At 37.6% G+C, this 18,547-nt stretch carries 15 protein-coding genes; 14 read left to right on the forward strand and 1 reads right to left on the reverse strand.

Annotated features, from left to right (window positions below; genetic code table 11):
• The first annotated feature begins 324 nt into the window (after positions 1-324).
• Together ACIQXP_RS11080 and ACIQXP_RS11085 are read left to right on the forward strand one after the other, a co-directional pair.
• The gene (locus ACIQXP_RS11080; RefSeq protein ID WP_387505358.1) at positions 325-1,245 is read left to right on the forward strand and encodes a glycosyltransferase family 2 protein; all 921 of its coding nucleotides are present in this window, start codon (positions 325-327) and stop codon (positions 1,243-1,245) included.
• Between the two features lie 30 nt (positions 1,246-1,275).
• Entirely contained in the window at positions 1,276-2,442 is a 1,167-nt protein-coding gene (locus tag ACIQXP_RS11085) for a glycosyltransferase family 2 protein (protein WP_387505357.1), read from the forward strand.
• A 358-nt stretch (positions 2,443-2,800) separates the two neighbouring features.
• Here ACIQXP_RS11085 and ACIQXP_RS11090 read toward each other — a convergent pair whose 3' ends face one another.
• Positions 2,801-3,478, reverse strand: a complete 678-nt coding sequence (locus tag ACIQXP_RS11090) for a hypothetical protein (protein ID WP_387505356.1) — start codon at positions 3,476-3,478, stop codon at positions 2,801-2,803.
• A gap of 206 nt (positions 3,479-3,684) precedes the next feature.
• Between ACIQXP_RS11090 and gmd the strand changes: the two genes are divergently transcribed.
• The 12 genes from gmd to ACIQXP_RS11150 all read left to right on the forward strand — a co-directional run bounded on the left by gmd (position 3,685) and on the right by ACIQXP_RS11150 (position 18,505).
• Positions 3,685-4,818 (forward strand): GDP-mannose 4,6-dehydratase, encoded by a 1,134-nt coding sequence (gene gmd / locus ACIQXP_RS11095; protein ID WP_293744028.1) that lies wholly within the window; start codon positions 3,685-3,687, stop codon positions 4,816-4,818.
• Positions 4,819-4,840: 22 nt separating this feature from the next.
• A complete protein-coding gene (locus ACIQXP_RS11100) occupies positions 4,841-7,348 on the forward strand; it encodes an SLBB domain-containing protein (protein ID WP_387505527.1) in 2,508 nt (835 codons plus the stop codon).
• A gap of 173 nt (positions 7,349-7,521) precedes the next feature.
• The gene (locus ACIQXP_RS11105) at positions 7,522-8,592 is read left to right on the forward strand and encodes a GumC domain-containing protein (protein WP_387505355.1); all 1,071 of its coding nucleotides are present in this window, start codon (positions 7,522-7,524) and stop codon (positions 8,590-8,592) included.
• Positions 8,593-8,695: 103 nt separating this feature from the next.
• Positions 8,696-9,961, forward strand: a complete 1,266-nt coding sequence (locus tag ACIQXP_RS11110; protein ID WP_293744031.1) for an oligosaccharide flippase family protein — start codon at positions 8,696-8,698, stop codon at positions 9,959-9,961.
• A gap of 138 nt (positions 9,962-10,099) precedes the next feature.
• Positions 10,100-11,155: an EpsG family protein gene (locus tag ACIQXP_RS11115; protein ID WP_293744033.1), complete on the forward strand. Its 1,056-nt coding sequence runs from the start codon at positions 10,100-10,102 to the stop codon at positions 11,153-11,155.
• Positions 11,156-11,160: 5 nt separating this feature from the next.
• The gene (locus ACIQXP_RS11120) at positions 11,161-12,075 is read left to right on the forward strand and encodes a glycosyltransferase (protein WP_387505354.1); all 915 of its coding nucleotides are present in this window, start codon (positions 11,161-11,163) and stop codon (positions 12,073-12,075) included.
• 1 nt (position 12,076) lies between these two features.
• The gene (locus ACIQXP_RS11125; protein ID WP_293744036.1) at positions 12,077-12,943 is read left to right on the forward strand and encodes a glycosyltransferase family 2 protein; all 867 of its coding nucleotides are present in this window, start codon (positions 12,077-12,079) and stop codon (positions 12,941-12,943) included.
• 25 nt (positions 12,944-12,968) lie between these two features.
• On the forward strand, positions 12,969-14,240 hold the full coding sequence (locus tag ACIQXP_RS11130; RefSeq protein ID WP_293744038.1) for a glycosyl hydrolase family 28-related protein: 1,272 nt from the start codon (positions 12,969-12,971) through the stop codon (positions 14,238-14,240).
• A gap of 83 nt (positions 14,241-14,323) precedes the next feature.
• On the forward strand, positions 14,324-15,418 hold the full coding sequence (locus ACIQXP_RS11135; RefSeq protein ID WP_387505526.1) for a glycosyltransferase: 1,095 nt from the start codon (positions 14,324-14,326) through the stop codon (positions 15,416-15,418).
• Positions 15,415-16,587 carry a glycosyltransferase family 4 protein gene (locus ACIQXP_RS11140; protein ID WP_293744041.1) on the forward strand — a complete coding sequence of 391 codons (1,173 nt, stop codon included), beginning with the start codon at positions 15,415-15,417 and terminating at the stop codon, positions 16,585-16,587. The genes ACIQXP_RS11135 and ACIQXP_RS11140 overlap by 4 nt, the downstream gene beginning before the upstream one ends.
• Positions 16,584-17,477 carry an NAD-dependent epimerase/dehydratase family protein gene (locus ACIQXP_RS11145; protein WP_387505353.1) on the forward strand — a complete coding sequence of 298 codons (894 nt, stop codon included), beginning with the start codon at positions 16,584-16,586 and terminating at the stop codon, positions 17,475-17,477. The genes ACIQXP_RS11140 and ACIQXP_RS11145 overlap by 4 nt, the downstream gene beginning before the upstream one ends.
• Before the next feature lie 53 nt (positions 17,478-17,530).
• Complete coding sequence (locus ACIQXP_RS11150; protein WP_293744045.1) at positions 17,531-18,505, forward strand: MraY family glycosyltransferase; 975 nt, start codon at positions 17,531-17,533, stop codon at positions 18,503-18,505.
• Positions 18,506-18,547 lie beyond the last annotated feature (42 nt).

Raw genomic sequence — 18,547 nt, forward strand, 5'->3', positions numbered from 1 at the left:
AAACATCTAAGATATAAATAGAACCCTTATAAATGCAATTTTTTATTAAATAATCAGTCCTTTTCTTTAGAATGCTCAGTTGTAAATCGGTGTTCAGAGATCAGATTTATAGATAAAAGGAATATAGATCAGATGCATTTGTATAATCTGATCAGCTTTTCCTTAAATTTTAAGCCTTATTTAGTGTTATTATTATAAATTTGATCACGCATAGCAGTAGCTGGAACCAGGCCGAAACTGGGTAAACGGTTAGCTACTACCCAAAACCTGCAGATGAAAAGCAATTAAAATGGACCCACAATTTTTTAAATCCGTAAGCAACCGATGATGAATCTGACTGAAAATCTGCAGGGCAAAAAAATTTCAGTTATCAGTGTAAATTATAATCAGCCAGCGGTAACCCAACAATTACTCGACTCCATTTTTACAACAAACACTTATCCCAACATCCAGATCATTATTGTGGATAACGGCAGCAAAGAGAATTTTATTCCTGTTTGGAAGGAGAGGTATCCTCAGGTTAAATTTATTCAATCGGAGCTGAATCTCGGATTTGCAGGAGGAAACAACCTGGGGATCGCAGCAGCAGATGGCGATTACCTTTTTCTGGTAAATAATGATACCGAGTTTACTCCCGGCCTGTTGGAAACGCTTAGTGCAACTTTTCAGGATTTCCCTGATACAGGGGTAGTCTGCCCAAAAATCAGGTATTTTGAGCATCCGGGGAAGATCCAGTACGTTGGTTTTACAGAACTTACCTCGATTACAGCCAGAAACCACTGTTTGGGTCAGTTTGAAGATGATCAGGGGCAGTACGATAACAAAGTTTTTATTACCGCTTTTGCGCATGGTGCGGCAATGATGGTTTCGCGCGAAGTTTGCGAGCAGGCCGGATTAATGGCAGAGAACTTTTTTCTCTATTATGAGGAAATGGACTGGAGCCTGAACATCCGAAAAGCAGGGTTTAAGATCCGGGTGAATACGTTTGCCCAGATTTACCATAAAGAATCCGTTTCGGTCGGGGCAGATAGTCCGCTTAAAGTTTATTACATGAACAGGAACCGGATATTGCTGGTGAGAAAGCATTTCGCTTTTTATAAACGGACGCTGTTCTGCCTTTATTTTGGCCTGATTGTATTTCCGAGAAACTTCCTGAAATTCCTGATCAGAGGTAAGCTTAAACATATTAATGTCTTGTTCAAAGCGGTCTATTGGAATCTCAGCCATGATACCCAGTCATTTTAACCCCAAAAACATATACCAATATATTATTTTATGCAAGTTTTCTTCATTATCGCTATTCTGCTGGTGTTTTATACCTATATCGGCTATGGGATTGTACTATACTTTCTGATTTTGCTTAAACGTGTATTTGCTCCGGCCGTTCCTAAAGTTTTTGGTGATCAGGAGCTGCCAACCTGTACACTTATTGTAGCAGCTTTCAATGAGCAGGATTTTATTGAAGAGAAGATTAATAATACGCTGGCCCTTAATTATCCTGCCGGGAAGCTTCAGCTTATTTTTGTTACAGATGGCTCAACAGACCGTACGCCAGAAATTGTTTCGCGTTATCAGCAGATTCAACTCATGCATTCTGCAGATCGTAAAGGGAAAATCGCAGCGGTACACCGCGCCATGGAAAGTGTTGATACCGACCTTGTCGTTTTTACTGATGCAAACACCTTCCTTAATGCAGATGCCCTCTTCCATCTCTGCAAACATTATGCAGATGAACGCGTGGGCGGGGTTGCAGGCGAGAAAAAAGTATATACTGACAAGCACGCCGATGCAACTGCCGGAGAAGGGATTTACTGGAAGTATGAATCGAAGCTGAAGGAATGGGATTCAGAACTGCATACTGTTGTAGGTGCGGCAGGCGAATTATATAGCATCAGGAGGTCACTTTATCAGCCCGTGCCGAAAAATAGTATTCTTGACGACTTTATGATCTCGATGCGGATTGCAGAAAAGGGTTACCGCATTAAATATGAGCCGGATGCTTTCGCCCAGGAAACTTCCTCTGCAAATATCAGCGAAGAACTCAAACGTAAGGTCAGGATTGGAGCCGGGGGCATCCAGTCGGTTATCTGGTTAAAATCGCTGATGAACCCTTTCAGGGATCCCGTACTTACCTTTCAGTACATCAGCCACCGTGTGCTGAGGTGGACACTGACGCCGCTGGCGCTCATTGCTGCCTACCTCACTAATGTGCTTATCATAGCACAGTACGGCGGTAATATATATTATACCCTGTTTTTACTGCAAACGCTGTTTTATCTGATGGCACTCTGCGGTTTCTGGCTGGAAAAGCGGAAAATCAGACTTAAAATTTTATTCATTCCCTATTATTTCTGTATGATGAATTATGCGGTAGTGGCAGGTACTTTACGGTTTTTTAAAGGAAAGCAATCAGCGATATGGGAAAAGGCAATCAGGAAATAAATCCGGGGGCTATAAGACACATATTTAAAATTTAAGCCTTATTTAAGTTCTGATACTACACAGGAGATGTACATCAGCTTATCCCATACTTATAGCTATCAATCCCAGAGACTGTTTAAATTTTTATAACTGTTACACTAAGGGATTAATTATTATGTAAAAATCAATATAACAACAGCAATTAATCTACGCGTAAAATTTCTTTGAGTTACCGTTATTTCGGATGGAGTGAAACGCAGTTAAAGAGACCGAAAGCGCTACGAAGCAAAATCTGCCTGGATAGATCTCTCCATTTCGCTGTGCTACAGTCGAGATGACGATCATTTATCGAAGTATTTAATTAGTTATATTTTTAAATCTAGTTTCGTCTGCTGATATTAAACTGGATTCCGGCAGAGAAAAGGTTAAGCAGAAACTCTGATTTTTGATAGGTATTTACCGTTCTGGAAGTTCCGTTTGCATCGGTTAAATCCTGGCGTTCATACGAATAAAAATAATCAAGACTGCTTTCGGCAAATACGTTCATATAAGGCAGTAAATTGAGCTTCACACCAATTACAGGCGATAACACCAGACCGTTTTTTGATGACTCTGCATACCTTGCGGTAGCTGCATACATCGTATTGCCCGGATAAGTATTACCGCTAAACCGGTTAGAGCGGTAGCCCAGGTCTATTCCGAAATAGGGCTGAATACGGGAATAGGTAAAATTCTTTTCAAAGCCAACTTTAAAGGCAAAATCGGTTACTGTCCCCACCGCAGTTTCACAGTTGGCGCAGGTATTGGGAAAGGTAATATCTTTTCGGTAAAAATTGCCCCCAACCCGGTAGCTGATCTGGTTATCGTTGAATTTCATCAATAGTGCATTCGCATAGGTATGGCTAAAATCCTGGTAGTTGGTCTGGTTGAGTATTTTGGGCAGTTGCATGATGCTGTAGGCTCTTAAACCTATGGAATAATTGTAGTCTGCACTTGTTTGAGAAAAAATGAATGGCGAGTGTGCCAAAAGAATTAAAAGGAGTATAATTTTTTTCATTTAAATTGGATATCAACATCAAAAGTAAAGATATTTATCAGAAGTAGATTACTGATATGCATTTATATTTTAGATATTGACAGTCAATAGGGTATGTGATAGAAAATATCTTTTTCAATTTATTGTCGGTTGAGCTGGCCCTGTTTATTATTTAGCTAAAAAAAATACGTATGTTTGCTCGCTTAAAAGGTTATCAAATAAAGTATATGAAAGTTGCGCTAATAACAGGTGTTACAGGCCAGGATGGGGCTTATCTTGCAGAGTTTCTGCTTAAAAAGGGATACAAGGTTCATGGTTTGAAGAGGCGGTCGTCGTTGTTTAATACCGATCGGATCGATCACCTGTACCAGGATCAGCATGAAAGCGATGTTAATTTCAAACTTCATTTTGGTGACCTTACGGATTCCACAAACCTGATCAGGATTATCCAGGAGACACAACCGGACGAGATTTATAATCTGGCAGCGATGAGCCATGTGCACGTGAGCTTTGAGATGCCTGAATATACCGCTAATGCAGATGGAATAGGTACGCTTAGGCTTTTGGAAGCCATCAGGATACTTGGATTAACCAAAACCAGGATCTATCAGGCCTCTACTTCAGAATTATATGGATTGGTACAGGCGGTTCCGCAAAGCGAAACCACACCTTTTTATCCGCGATCGCCTTATGCTGTGGCGAAAATGTATGCTTATTGGATTACGGTAAATTACCGTGAAGCTTATGGCATGTACGCCTGCAACGGCATTCTCTTTAACCACGAAAGCCCCTTAAGAGGAGAAACTTTTGTAACCCGTAAAATCACCCGGGCGACGGCTAAAATTGCCCTTGGTTTACAGCAATGTTTGTTTTTGGGTAACCTCTCTGCCCAGCGGGATTGGGGACATGCAAAAGATTACATTGAAGCCATGTGGCTAATCTTACAGCAGGAAAAACCTGAAGATTATGTAATTGCAACCGGGGTGACCACAACGGTTAGGGATTTTGTAAGAATGAGTTTTGCCGAACTCGGAATAGAAATTGAATTTAGCGGAAAAGATGAGTATGAAAAAGGGGTTGTAATCGGTGTTGACGAAGAATTAATGACCAGTTTGGGGTTAAATGCGGATATTGTAAAACCAGGGCAAACGGTGATCCAGGTTGATGCCAAATACTTCAGGCCTACGGAAGTTGATTTGCTGCTTGGCGACCCTACAAAATCGAAAACGCAATTAGGCTGGACACCAAAATACGATCTTCCCGCGTTAGTAAAAGAAATGGTGCATTCAGATTTGCAGGTCATGAAAAAAGACCAGTATTTAAAAGAAGGTGGGTTCAACACGCTGAACTATTTCGAATAATCAATAATACTTCCTATACCTAATAAAGTTGAAAAACATATTTACAACCTTACTATTTCTGATCATGCTGACTGTTTTCCAGCAGTCAATGGCTCAGACCAATTATGCAAATGTAAAGGTCGACGACCTGAACGATACCCAGATCAGACAATTGATCCAGCGTGCAGAATCTATCGGTTATAATGATGCGCAGTTGGAGCAGATGGCCGCTGCACAAGGTATGAAAGCTGAGGAAATTCAAAAACTGCGGATAAGGGTAGAGAAAATCCGAAAGCAGGATGGAACAACCAGTGGTGCCGTGCAAGGCACCAACACGTCGAATAGTGGTGCAGCAGAAAGCGATGAGCGGTCAAGAACAGCAGTCAGAATTAACCGTGATTCAACCAAAAGTATACAGGGAAACAATAACAATATATTCGAAGGTTTAAAGCCTACAATCTTCGGGAAAGAACTTTTTTCCAGTAGTGGCCTTACATTCGAGCCCAATCTTAGAATGGCTACTCCTAAAGGTTATGTCATTGGGCCGGATGATGAACTTTTGATCGATTTAAGTGGCGATAACGAAGCCAGTTATAAGCTGAAGGTTAGTCCTGATGGAATTATACGTGTACAGTATGTCGGGAACATTTCGGTTGGTGGCCTTACCATTGAACAGGCGATCAGTAAAATACGTAGCAGTCTTGGCTCTACATACCCTTCATTAAAAACAGGCAGAACAAGTGTGGCGGTCAATCTGGGGAATATCCGGACGATCAAAATCACTCTGGTTGGTGAAGTGGTAAAGCCAGGTTCTTACTCCCTATCCTCGCTTTCAACCGTATTTAATGCTTTAAATGCTTCAGGCGGGCCAAATGAAAACGGATCCTTCCGTAAAATTCAGGTCATCAGAGGAAATAAGGTTGTGTCCACCATTGATGTGTACGACTTCTTGCTCAATGGTGTCCAGAAAGGGAATATCCGTTTGCAGGATCAGGATGTGATTAATATTCCTGTTTATGAAAAACGCGTTGAAATGTCCGGCGAGGTTAAAAGACCGGCCTTGTTTGAGGTCGTATCAGGTGAAAGCCTGGCTGATGTGCTGCGTTTTGCCGGGGGCTTTTCAACCGAAGCTTATAGCGCCAATATTAAAGTATTGCAAAATACCAACAGAGAACGTAAAATTGTTGATGTTCCGAACACACAATTTAATAGCTATAAGCCTCAGAATGGAGATAAATTTATTGTAGATGCCATTTTAGAACGTTTTGCCAATAAGGTGGAAATCAATGGGGCTGTTTTCCGTCCCGGGATGTATGCTCTGGAAGATGGTGCTACTTTAAAAAGCCTGATTACGAAAGCCGAAGGCTTGAAAGAAGATGCCTTTTTAAACAGAGGTTATATTAACCGTTTAAATTTCGACAATACCGCCAGTTTAATTTCTTTTGATGTGGCGAAGATCATGTCTGGCTCACAGGCTGACATCCCACTGCAAAGAGAGGATAAAGTAACCATATCTTCTTTGTTTGATCTGAGGGATGAATACAAACTGAGTATTCAGGGAGAGGTAAGGAAGCCTGGTACCTTCCAGTACGCAGATAATACCAGTGTCCAGGATTTAATCCAAATGGCAGGCGGATTTAAAGAAGGTGCTACGCCTAGCCGTATTGAAATCTCCAGAAGGGTTAAGAGTGCGGATACTATTGGTAAAACATCGCGCACGGCAGAAATATTCACCCTTTCAGTTGACCGTAACCTGAAAATTGAGGGGCCGACTTTTGTTTTGCAGCCTTTTGATATTGTATCGGTAAGAAATGCAGAAGGTTATTCTGTTCAAAAACAGGTCAAACTAGAGGGGGAGGTGCTGTATCCGGGAGTATATACCATTACCAATAAAAATGAGCGTATTTCTGATGTGATCAAGAGAGCAGGCGGACTTACTTCTTATGCTTATGCTGATGGAGCCAGTTTGAAACGTCCGGGTGCAGAAAAAGTAAATCCAGCAGATAAAAATGCGATTAATAATAAGGATGAAGAAGAGAAAAAGTATCTAAATTTAAAACGGGCCCAGGAAGCTGGTGCAAAAGATACCTTATCAGCAGAGATCGAGCAAAAACTGATTGAAAGTGACTTGGTTGGTATTAATCTGCAGCGCATCATTGAAAAACCACTAGGTAAATATGATTTGATTGTCGAAGATGGTGATGTGATCCGCGTTCCCCGTACCTTACAAACTGTTCGGATTACAGGAGAAGTACTCAATCCAAACAGTATCGTTTATCTGCCAGGAAAAAGCCTGAGGCAATATATCAACGGTGCAGGTGGTTTTACCTCAAATGCGAGAAAAAGTGGGACTTATATTAAATATGCCAATGGCTCTGCTGCGGCAGTAAGTAAATTTTTATTCTTTAATAATTATCCTGTCGTTAAACCTGGTGCAGAAATACTGGTTCCGAAAAGAGCAGAAAGAGAACGGTTAAGTGCACAAAGCTGGATTGGAATTGGAACGGCAGTAGCTTCATTAGGAGCGATTATAGTTAGTTTATTAAGATGACATCCCAGCATTAAACTGATAGTAAAGTAAATCTTGTCCGTATTATTTCTAAAAAATAATGCCCCATGCTGGAGATACACTTCTGAATAAACAAAATACAAATCCTTGTAAGGTCTAGGCAATAGTTATAGACACTTAATACGATAGGCAGGCAAAGAACTAAAAGAGAAAAAATGACAACAGAAAGTCAGAAAATGCAAACTGCAAATAGTAAGGTATCTTTAAGAGAGCTCATTATTATTATGAGAGATTGGAAAACTTATTTGCTTTCAAAGTGGATTACCTTCTTAATTTTCTGTTTATTGGGTGTTACGCTCGGCTTAGCTTATGCAATCTATAAAAAACCAACATACACGGCTATAACCACGTTTGTTTTAGAAGATGGTGAAAAAACAGGCGGATTAGCAAATTTAGGTAATCTGGCATCCATGGCGGGTATTGATATTGGCGGCGGCGGCGGTGTTTTTCAGGGCGATAATATAATTGAATTATATAAGTCACGCTTAATGATTCAAAAAGCACTATTAACACCCGTTCGCATAAGTGGAAAACCAATTCTACTAATAGATCGGTTTATAGCAATATATGGCTTAAAATCGAAATGGAAGCGAACAGCCTGGTCGAAGGTTAATTTTAGTGCGATTAACCAGCACTCTGTCCTAAAAGATAGTATTCTCCGCGAGGTGGTTAAAAATATTAATGAAAACTATTTGAGTGTTGGAAAGCCCGATAAAAAGCTAAGCAAAATCAAAGTAGAAGTTAAATCCCAGGACGAGCTTTTTGCTAAGACTTTTTCTGAACAGCTTGTTGCTGCTGTGAACGACTTTTATGTGAAAACTAAAACTAAGCGGTCTGCATCGAGTGTTGCTGTTTTGCAACATAAGGCAGACTCGGTAAGGGCTGTTATGAATGGCGCGATTTACGCCGCAGTTGAAGTTACCGATGCTACGCCCAACCTAAACCCCACCAGGCAGGTTCAGCGTGTAGCACCTGCGCAAAAGGCACAGTTTTCTGCTGAAACAAACAAAGCAATACTTAGCGAAATGGTTAAAAACCTGGAAATTACAAAAATGGCTTTGTTAAAAGAAACGCCACTCATTCAACTGATAGATACGCCAATATTACCATTAGAAGTAGAGAAAACAAGTAAAGTAAAATATGCAGTTATCGGGGGGATGTTATTTGGATTTTTAGCTTTTATGATCTTAGTAATCAGAAAAATTTATTTAGATGCTGTTGCGTAACACCGTCATTGAATTTCCGGTTCTAGGTATGATGAAATTTAAAAATGCCAGAGTCTCTGGATAAATTATTATAAGAAAAGTTTAAATTAGACGAAAGTGATTGATGAAGAGCGAGCTCAAAATTATTCTTGGTAATTCCCTTTATTTATATTTGATCCAGGGATTAAATTATCTTTTGCCTTTATTAACACTACCTTACTTATTGCTTACCCTTTCAACGGAGTCATTCGGTAAGTATAGTTATGCATTCGCGTTTTCGCAATTTATCATATTGTTTGTTGATTTTGGGTTTAACATCACTGCAACAAAAAAGATAGCAGAAAATGTTGATCATGAGCATAAGGTAAAAGCAATTTTTTGGAATATATTGGTGATAAAATTTGTTTTTTTCCTGATTGCTTCACTGATCACCATCATCGCTACTTTATTTATAGATAAATTATTTGAATACCGGGAAGGTATTTGGATTTCTTTGACCATGGTTTTAGGTGTCGTTTTATTTCCCATCTGGTGGTTTCAGGGATTAAATAAGATGAAAGCGCTAAGCTTGATCAATGCATGCGCTAAACTATTATCATATCCTTTGATATTTATCCTGGTAAAGCATAAAGACGATGCCGGAATGGCCATTTTTATTCAGTCTTTAGCTATTCTGCTGGCAGGCCTAATCTCTATAGGCTATGTTTATAAAAATTATAGATACTATTTTAAAGATTTTTGTTTCTCGAAAGATCCAGGCAATTATATCGATGAAATAAAGGGATCATGGCCAATATTTCTATCTAATTCTGCAATAAGTTTATATACTAATAGTTTAACGTTACTTTTAGGGTTTTTCTCTACGCCCTACAACGTCGGTCTTTTTGCGGCGATTGAACGTATTGTAAGGGTTATCTGTTTTGGCGTTCTCGGCCCCATTAATCAGGCATGTTTCCCATTGTTAGCAAGATTAAAACAAACAGATTTTGAAAAGGCAAAAAAGATATTTAAAATGGTATTGTTCGGCGTTGCTATAACAATGATGGTATCATTTTTGAGTTTTATTTTCTTTGAAAGTTGGATTGTTTCCAAATTTTTGGTAGGATTTAACGGTAATGCCAGTTATTTGTTACTACTCTTCATGACCATGATTTTTCCAATTGCTTTAGGCGGCGTGGGCGGACAATTAGGTTTGCTGGCCCTGGGTAATGAAATGCATAAAAGGAAATTCTCTGCTATTTATTTAATTACCGGGTTTTTAAGTATCCCATGCAGTATATTGGCTGTTTTTTATTATCAGATAAACGGAGCTATTTATAGCATGTTAACAGTAGAAACTGTTATTTTTTTAGTGATATTCTATTATGTTAAAAAATATAGGTTTTTATAAAGGAAAATCGTTTTGGCTCGAATGGAGAAAGGTAGGATTTGACGTCAAGGTGGAATGCATTCGCTCCCATACAGATTACAAGCTTTCAGGAAAGTTTTTGCCTGTTGTACATATCGTTATTTCTAAATACACAGGATTATGTTAATATACTATCTGGTATTTATCCTGTCTTTTCTTTTTTGTGTCTTAGACTTTACCGATAAAGTTTATTTAAAAGTAAGTATTTATACCCTATTTTGTTTGTTTCTCATAGCATTGGTAGGATTTAAAGCAATAGGGCTTGATAACGACAGTATAAACTATGTCGAGATGTTAAAACAGGCAGATAATTACACGTTTCTGGAGATTTTCAAAGGTGACTACTCAGAAAACACAGAACGTGGATATATGTTGCTCAATAAGCTTATCCTCGTTATGGGTGGTGATGAACGGGTATTGTTTATTTTGGTGGCATCTGCAACAGGCATTTTAAACTATACTTTTTTTTATAAAAACTCCTGTTTCCCCTTTACATCGCTGTTATTTTATTTAAGTTTCTTTTTGCTTTATCGTGATTTTACACAAATTAGATATGGCTTAAGTTGCGCTTTAGTTTTTTGGAGCTTACATAATCTCGCGCAATTTAAATATTTCAGGGCTTTGCTTTTATTTGCGGCTTCACTTCTTTTTCATAATAGCGCATTTATATTGATACCCGTGCTTGCCCTTTGTTTTTTTATAAAGAATAAATACTTTTATCCAGTATTGGTTGTATTATCTTTAATCGGCATATTTTATAATTTCTTTTCGGTTGTATTAACCTTAGGTGGAGTACCGGAGCATATGCAAATTTATTTGGAAGAAGAAAGTGGAGGTGGACTGGCAGTGGCTGCATTGGGGTTTTTAATTATGGCAATCTATTTCATAAATGCTAGCGTTTTTAATGATACTAAAGATTTAAGTTATTCCCTATATTACAGGGTTTTTGCTTTAGGCTTAGCGTTAAGTTTAATCTTTTATCAAACGTCAATATTTCAAAGGTTTTCATATCTCTTATTTCAATTTGGTATTTTGCTTCTGCCAAATATGCTTTATGTACTTCAAACTGGAGAGAAACGATATTACTATTTCATGCTTCATATTGTCTTCCTTTTATTTTTTTTATATTACGGAATTAAACTAATTGATCCAGCACTTATTCGTCCTTATTTTTAATATTCATGGCACAATTAGATATTTTAATGGCAACCTATAATGGTGCTCAATATTTAGAGAACCAACTACTGTCTTTAATCAGTCAGACATTTAAGGATTGGAATCTTAAGATCCATGATGATGGTTCTAGCGACGATACGATAGCCATCATAAAAAAGTACATGAAGATAGATAAACGTATTTTTTTAATAGAGGATGGCATTGTTTGTGGCGGTGCAGCTGCTAACTTTATGCATTTATTTAAAAGTTCAACTGCTGATTTGGCAATTTTTTGCGACCAGGACGATATTTGGTTCGAAAACAAGCTTGCGTTGTTAGTCGCTAAATTCGAAAGTGTAAACTATCCGCTGGCCTGTTTTGCAAACGGTTATGCCTACACCCATGATCGCGGAATCATTGCAGACCGGATTACTAACTCAAGCCCCAAAAATTTAAGGGAGCAGTTATTTCTTAATGCGGGAATACAAGGGTGTTCGTTGATGTTCAATAAGCAGCTAAGAGATAAACTTAAAAGTATACCAGCAGAGGTGGTGATGCATGATCATTTTATTACATTAGGAGCCGTTACTTTTGCGAAATTAAAAAGTGTAGAGCTGTCTTTAATGTTATATAGACAGTTTCATAGTAATAAAGCTACCTCTAACATCAATTACGATAAAGCCGCGAGAATAAAATCAATTTTTAAAAGTGAAATACCTGTAATTGACCGAAAACATTTTAACGCTACCAGGTCATTTTACGCAATTTATGAAGAGGAACTTCGGGTGGAACAAAGGGATTTGTTCAGGGCATACTTTAAATTTGCATTGTCTGATAATTTAGTTACGAAGATAAATATCCTTTTGCGCCATAAGTTTAGTATTTATGGAAGCACTTTAGCACTTGTTTTCAAGACCATTATGCGAAAAACCATCAACTAATATGTTCATATCCATTTTTACCCCGGCCTACAATCGAAGGCAATTGATTGAAAGATTATATAAAAGTCTTTTAGAGCAAACCAACTACCAGTTCGAATGGATTGTTGTAGATGATGGTAGCACAGATGGTACGGAGTTGTTTTTTGCTGAGCTGCAACAGTTGGAGCTACCATTTAAGCTGGTGTATCACAAAAAGGAAAATGCAGGAAAGCATATTGCCATAAACGTTGGTGTGAAGCTCGCTCAAACGCCTGTCTTTTTTATTGTAGATACGGATGATTACCTTACGATAGATGCCGTAGAGACAATACAGAAACGCTGGATTGAAGTTGAAAAAAATTCCGCTATAGCCGGCATTGTATTTAACAGGTGCACACTGGACGGTAATGCGATTGGAAATCCACAGTATACACAGATAGATTGTAGCCCTTTAGACTTTAGATATAAGTTTAAGGAAAAAGGGGATAAAGCCGAGGTGATCAGAACATCCATTTTTGAAAAATATCCATTTCCCGAAACCGCAGGAGAAAAATTCTGTCCTGAAGCCCTCTTTTTTAATCGCTTAAAGAATTATTGTCTTAGATATATCAACAAAAATATTTACATGTGCGAATATCAGCCGGGCGGCTTAACCTCCAATATTTTTAAAGTTAGAAAAAATAGCCCTGTTAATACTTGTATGTGTTATGGCGAATTGGTAAATGATGATATACCCGCTATCCAGAAACTGAAAGCGATGATCAATTTTTATCGATTTGAAAGATATTCCGTTGCCAAAATTGAGTTGCCATTTAAGCAAACATTAAAGTCCCGTTTGGCAAAATCGGTTGCCGATTTGATGTACCTTGTACAGGATAAAAATCGATAAAGGTGTTCATTTTTTAAACTTGCTTATGGGTTGTTATGTTAAGCGCTTTTTTATCATATGTTTTACCATCAGTATTTCCTGCCTGGGATATGGACAAACGCAAAACATCAAAGTTTATAATATTAAAAGTTTTGGTGCTAAAGGTGATGGCATTGCTGATGATACCGAAGCTATACAAAGGTGTTTTAATTTGGCCGTAAAAAGCCTAAACGCTAAGATTGTGATTCCATATGGCAAGTATAAGCTGCGTAGGGCGCTGGTGTTAAATTATGTGGAAGGAACTAAAGAAATACTTGGTGAACAGCAGAATAAAACCAATCCTACGTTTGTTTCAAGTTCTTTAACAGACATCCTCGTTGCCCGTGGCTATTTGTTCAAAAATGCTGCAAGTATATTTAAAATCAAAAATGTCACGCTTGTTGGAAAAAATTTACCTTTTAGCAATGCTCATCCAAAAATCAACAAAGCAGATTGGTCTGCTGCCCTGCTTATTTACGATAAAAAACAAGCAAACATCGAGAATGTTGTTGTCAAAGATTTTTACGGACAAGGAATTCATATCTCAACAACTAAGCAAGAGGGAATTCCCGTATCAGCCTGTTTCCAATATGCTGAAGTATTGAACTCAAAGATTTTAAATGTTTGGGGCTATAATCCTCAAAATGATAGCTATGGCGATGGAATTTATATGTCAAACGTAAGAAGGGGTAAGATCAGTAACAATTATATTAACAATAAGTTATCTCAAACAGGTCAGTTAGGAAGGTCGGGCCTGGTTGTTGAATATATGTGCAAAGATATCCTCATCAGCAATAACCTGGTAGAAGAAGGCTATGACCGCGCCTTACATGTTGAAGAAACAGATGGTGGGCACCGCATTATAAACAATAAATTGTTAGGTAGCGATTTGGGTTTTGTTCTGGTTGAGGGTAATCAGCAAACTTCCTATAAAAGTTTAACTTTTCAAGGAAACTACATCAGTAATAAAAATTTACGAATGCTTAAAACGGTAAAAAAAACCTACGCAAGAGCAAACTTTGGAGATCGCTCATTACTGTTTATTGATACTAAAAAGCTTTTAGGATCGCCACAAATTAACATCACGGATAATACCTTTCAAATAGATGGTACTTTCGAATATGATTCCAATGTGATATTTAATAATCGATCAGATTATGTTATACTGTCTGATAACCGTTTTGAAGCAAAGGGTACAGCTAAAAATTTTTTAATTGCAAATTTCTCTAAAATCGAAAATGGCAATGGCTGGAAAAATAAAGTGGTGAAGGTTCAATAACATTGAATTTTGAAAACACTTTAGTAAAGTTAATGAGTACAAGTATAATATAAAGCCTATATTTGGTTTAATTTTACGTATTGATGCGGGTATTACATATAATTAACTCTTTGGGAGTTGCTGGAGCTGAGAAACTGCTTGTTGATGCGTTACCAAGATATAAAAATTTCGGAGTTGAGGCAAGCTTACTATGTTTGAATGGAAAAAGGACAATATTTTACGATACTTTGAGTCAAAATTTTGATGGTAAAATAATGGATCTTGGAAAAGGTTCCCTATATAATCCTTTGCACATTTTTCGGTTAAAAAAGCTCTTGAAGAATTTTGATGTTGTTCATGTACATCTCTTTCCTTCCCTGTACTGGGTAGCAATCGCTAAATTCTTATTTCGCTTAAAAGTTCCTTTATTATTTACAGAGCATAGTACAAACAACAGACGCATAGATCATCTGATATTCAGAATGATAGACCGCTTGATTTATCGCTTTTATAACGGGGTATTTGCTATTACGCCAGCAGTAAAGCTAAAGCTGGTTGAACAACTGAATTATGATACGAACCGTTGTCACGTTGTTTACAATGGTATCGATGTTGAAGCATTTAAAAATGCAATACCTTATCCGAAGAGTGAATTTTTTGAGGATCCAAATGCTGTTCTGCTTATTCAAACTTCCAGATTTCAAAGGGAAAAAGATCAAAAAACGGTCATTAAAGCACTCGCTTTACTTCCTAACCGTTTTAAATTGCTGTTAGTTGGCGATGGAGAATTAAAGGCTGAATGCGTTGAATTGGTTAGCAGACTGAATTTAAAGGAGCGCGTACTTTTTTTAGGTGTAAGAGCCGATATTCCAAACTTAATTAAGACAGCCGACGTGGTAGTCCAGTCATCAAACTGGGAGGGGTTTGGACTTACCGCAGTAGAGGGAATGGCTGCAGGCAAGCCTGTTGTGGCCAGTAATGTTAATGGTCTTAATGCAATAGTCGAATCCTATGGTTTACTTTTTAATGCCCGGGATGAGCAAATGTTAGCTTCCTGCGTTGAGCAATTAATGACCGATCCGGAATTTTATAGGGAAACTGCAAAAAAATGTGCGCAAAGGGCAGATCATTTTGGCTTAGATAAAATGTTAGCCGCACAAATCGAAGTTTATAAAACCGTTTTAATTCATGATATATGAATGCAGAGTTGAACAAAACGTTTAGTCAGCCAAAAAAGGTACTGCATGTTGTTAACATTGCGTTTGTATTGCCCTATTTTATAGGAGAACAGTTCGCTTTTTTTAAGCAGAAAGGCGTAATCTTTCATGTAGCCTGTAGCCCATCTGCTTTTTTTGATCAGTACATTACTGAAGAAAAATTATTTGGCCATCCCATTCCCATTTTAAGAAGTGTTAACCCCTTTGTAGACTTAATTTCCATTTATAAACTATATCGGTTAATAAAGTCAGAAAAGATTGATGTCGTAATAGGGCATACCCCCAAGGGTGGTTTATTGGCGATGACAGCTTCTTTATTGGCAGGTGTATCACAAAGAATTTATTTTAGGCATGGCTTAATGTACGAAACTTCTATCGGGTTCAGGAGAAAGCTGTTGAAGGCTATTGAAAGCATTACAGGGTTGATGGCTAAAAAAGTTGTTTGCGTTAGTCCCTCCGTATTAGCGGTTAGTGAGATGGAAAAATTAAGTCCGCCGAAAAAGAATATTCTCTTGCATAAAGGTACTTGTAACGGAATTAACCTGCAACACTTCTCAAAAGCTGCTCTAACTCCTGCTGTTACGTTGTCTTTAAGAAATAAATACAACATTGGCCAAACAGACAGGGTTTTTGGTTATGTAGGCAGATTGGTAAACGACAAAGGCATTAGAGAATTAATAGAAGCCTGGCAACTCTTATTAAAAGAATTTACGCAAATTAAATTATTGTTAATTGGTCCTTTTGAGGATCGTGATGCACTTAATGAGGACATTAAAGGATTTATCACAAAGGAGCCGTCTATTATCCATACCGGTCTGATTTTGGACGTATTACCGTATTATGGCCTTATGGATATATTTATATTGCCGTCACATCGTGAGGGGTTTCCAACTGTTGTGTTAGAAGCTTCTGCTATGGAAATTCCGGTCATTACCACCAAGGCAACCGGTTGTATAGATGCAATCGTAAACGATTATACCGGTAAATTTGTGAGTAGTGATCCCCAGGATATTAAAAATGCAATGGCTTACTATCTGAAAAATCCTGGAATTGCCCACCAACACGGTTTAAATGGACGATTGTTGATGGAGCGCGATTACGCACAGGAGTTAATATGGACGCAAATTGAAGATAAAGTGCTTGAATTATGAAAGAAATCAAAATAACTGGTGCTTCAGGCTTTGTTGGAAAAAATTTAGTTAACTATTTAGGTAAAGATTATCAGGTTAATACCTTATCACTTCGTGCGGTAAGCAATCTAATAATCAACCCAAAAGATGAGGTAATTATACATTTAGCAGGCAAAGCTCACGATCTGCAACAGGTAGCTGATCCCAGCGCCTACTACGAGGTAAATTACGAACTTACTAGAAAACTTTACGATGCATTTTTAAAGTCCAATGCCAAAAAATTCATATTCATCAGTTCAGTAAAAGCAGTTGCAGATGTTGTTGAGGGGGTTTTAACTGAAGCGGAATCGCCAAAACCATTAACCCATTATGGGAAGTCAAAACTTCAGGCTGAAACGTATATTCAAAACCAGCCTCTACCCCAGGGTAAAATGTACTATATTCTTCGCCCTTGTATGATACATGGGCCTGGAAATAAAGGAAACCTTAACCTTCTTTATAAATTCGTTAAAAAAGGTGTACCATACCCGTTAGCTGGTTTCGAAAATAAAAGGTCGTTTCTGAGCGTAGAAAATCTTTGTTTTCTTATTTCGAAACTTATAGAGAATGAAGCACCTTCTGGTGTATATAATGTTGCCGATGATGAACCGGTATCAACTAATGAAGTGGTACGCATACTCGCTGCATCTTTAAATAAACAGGCAAAATTATGGGCAATTTCACCCACCTTTATTAAAAGCCTTGCAAAGTTTGGTGATAAGTTCGGACTGCCATTAAATACAGAACGATTAACAAAATTGACAGAAAATTATGTGGTGAGTAATGATAAATTAAAAAATGCGTTAAAGATCAACCTGCCGCTCGCTACAAAAGAAGGTTTGATGTTAACCGCAAGTTCCTTTCGGAATTAAAGCTTTACTTTCAATAACTTAACTTTTAAATCTTTACCCTTTAGCATTAACATATGGTTACAATTATACCCGCCATCTTGATTTTGGTTGCATTATTTGTAATGGAACTGGCTTATTTTAAAATTGCTGATCACTACAATATTATCGATAAGCCGAATGCCAGAAGCTCGCATCAAACTGTAACTTTACGTGGTGGCGGGATTATATTTAGCCTGGCTGTAATTGTTTTTTTTATACTATCAGACTTTCAATATTTATATTTTGTTATAGGGTTGATTTCCATAGCCACGATTAGCTTTTTGGATGATATTTTAACACTGAATAATAAAGTTCGTTTAAGTGTTCATTTCGTTTCCGTATTGTTCATGTTTTATCAATGGCAACTCTTTACGCAACCCTGGTACTATATTATCATTGCTTTGATATTTGTAATCGGAACCATTAATGCCTATAATTTTATGGATGGAATCAACGGGATAACGGGTGCTTATAGTCTTCTTGCCATCTGCACTTTATATTATGTAAATACAAAGATCGTCTCCTTCACATCTTCTGATTTTTTGACCATAATAGCCTTTTCATTAATTGTATTTAATTTTTTTAATTTCCGAAAGAAGGCGAAGTGTTTTGCGGGAGATGTAGGTAGTGTCAGTATTGCCTTTACGCTCATCTTTCTTATAGGTCAATTAGTGCTTAAAACCGGTAATTTTGGATATATTTTATTGTTTTTGTTTTATGGGTTGGATACAGCAACCACCATTATCTTTCGTAAAATCCGCAAAGAAAATATATTTGAAGCACACCGTAGCCATTTCTATCAATACCTTGCCAATCAAAAAAAGTGGAATCATTTGGCCGTAACTGTTTTATATGTCACTATTCAATTTTTAATTAATGTAGTGCTGTTATTATACATCAATACGCCTATGCTACCGATCCTGATAGCAGTTGCAATAATAGCCATTTTGTTTGTGGGGCTACGGTTTGCAGTAGAAGGTAAAAACTACCTTTTGAAAACTCATCATTGATTCTAAATTCAGAATTTCATCACCACGATGCATAAACAATCA

The organism is Pedobacter suwonensis, assembly GCF_044762335.1.
In the GTDB taxonomy this organism is placed as follows: Bacteria; Bacteroidota; Bacteroidia; order Sphingobacteriales; family Sphingobacteriaceae; genus Pedobacter.

Excerpts from the sequence above, each read along its gene's own strand:
- ACIQXP_RS11080 (WP_387505358.1), top strand. The coding sequence starts at position 325 with ATGATGAATCTGACTGAAAATCTGCAGGGCAAAAAAATTTCAGTTATC.
- ACIQXP_RS11085 (WP_387505357.1), top strand. The coding sequence starts at position 1,276 with ATGCAAGTTTTCTTCATTATCGCTATTCTGCTGGTGTTTTATACCTAT.
- ACIQXP_RS11090 (WP_387505356.1), bottom strand. The coding sequence starts at position 3,478 with ATGAAAAAAATTATACTCCTTTTAATTCTTTTGGCACACTCGCCATTC.
- gmd (WP_293744028.1), top strand. The coding sequence starts at position 3,685 with ATGAAAGTTGCGCTAATAACAGGTGTTACAGGCCAGGATGGGGCTTAT.
- ACIQXP_RS11105 (WP_387505355.1), top strand. The coding sequence starts at position 7,522 with ATGACAACAGAAAGTCAGAAAATGCAAACTGCAAATAGTAAGGTATCT.
- ACIQXP_RS11110 (WP_293744031.1), top strand. The coding sequence starts at position 8,696 with ATGAAGAGCGAGCTCAAAATTATTCTTGGTAATTCCCTTTATTTATAT.
- ACIQXP_RS11115 (WP_293744033.1), top strand. The coding sequence starts at position 10,100 with ATGTTAATATACTATCTGGTATTTATCCTGTCTTTTCTTTTTTGTGTC.
- ACIQXP_RS11120 (WP_387505354.1), top strand. The coding sequence starts at position 11,161 with ATGGCACAATTAGATATTTTAATGGCAACCTATAATGGTGCTCAATAT.
- ACIQXP_RS11125 (WP_293744036.1), top strand. The coding sequence starts at position 12,077 with ATGTTCATATCCATTTTTACCCCGGCCTACAATCGAAGGCAATTGATT.
- ACIQXP_RS11130 (WP_293744038.1), top strand. The coding sequence starts at position 12,969 with ATGGGTTGTTATGTTAAGCGCTTTTTTATCATATGTTTTACCATCAGT.
- ACIQXP_RS11135 (WP_387505526.1), top strand. The coding sequence starts at position 14,324 with ATGCGGGTATTACATATAATTAACTCTTTGGGAGTTGCTGGAGCTGAG.
- ACIQXP_RS11140 (WP_293744041.1), top strand. The coding sequence starts at position 15,415 with ATGAATGCAGAGTTGAACAAAACGTTTAGTCAGCCAAAAAAGGTACTG.
- ACIQXP_RS11145 (WP_387505353.1), top strand. The coding sequence starts at position 16,584 with ATGAAAGAAATCAAAATAACTGGTGCTTCAGGCTTTGTTGGAAAAAAT.
- ACIQXP_RS11150 (WP_293744045.1), top strand. The coding sequence starts at position 17,531 with ATGGTTACAATTATACCCGCCATCTTGATTTTGGTTGCATTATTTGTA.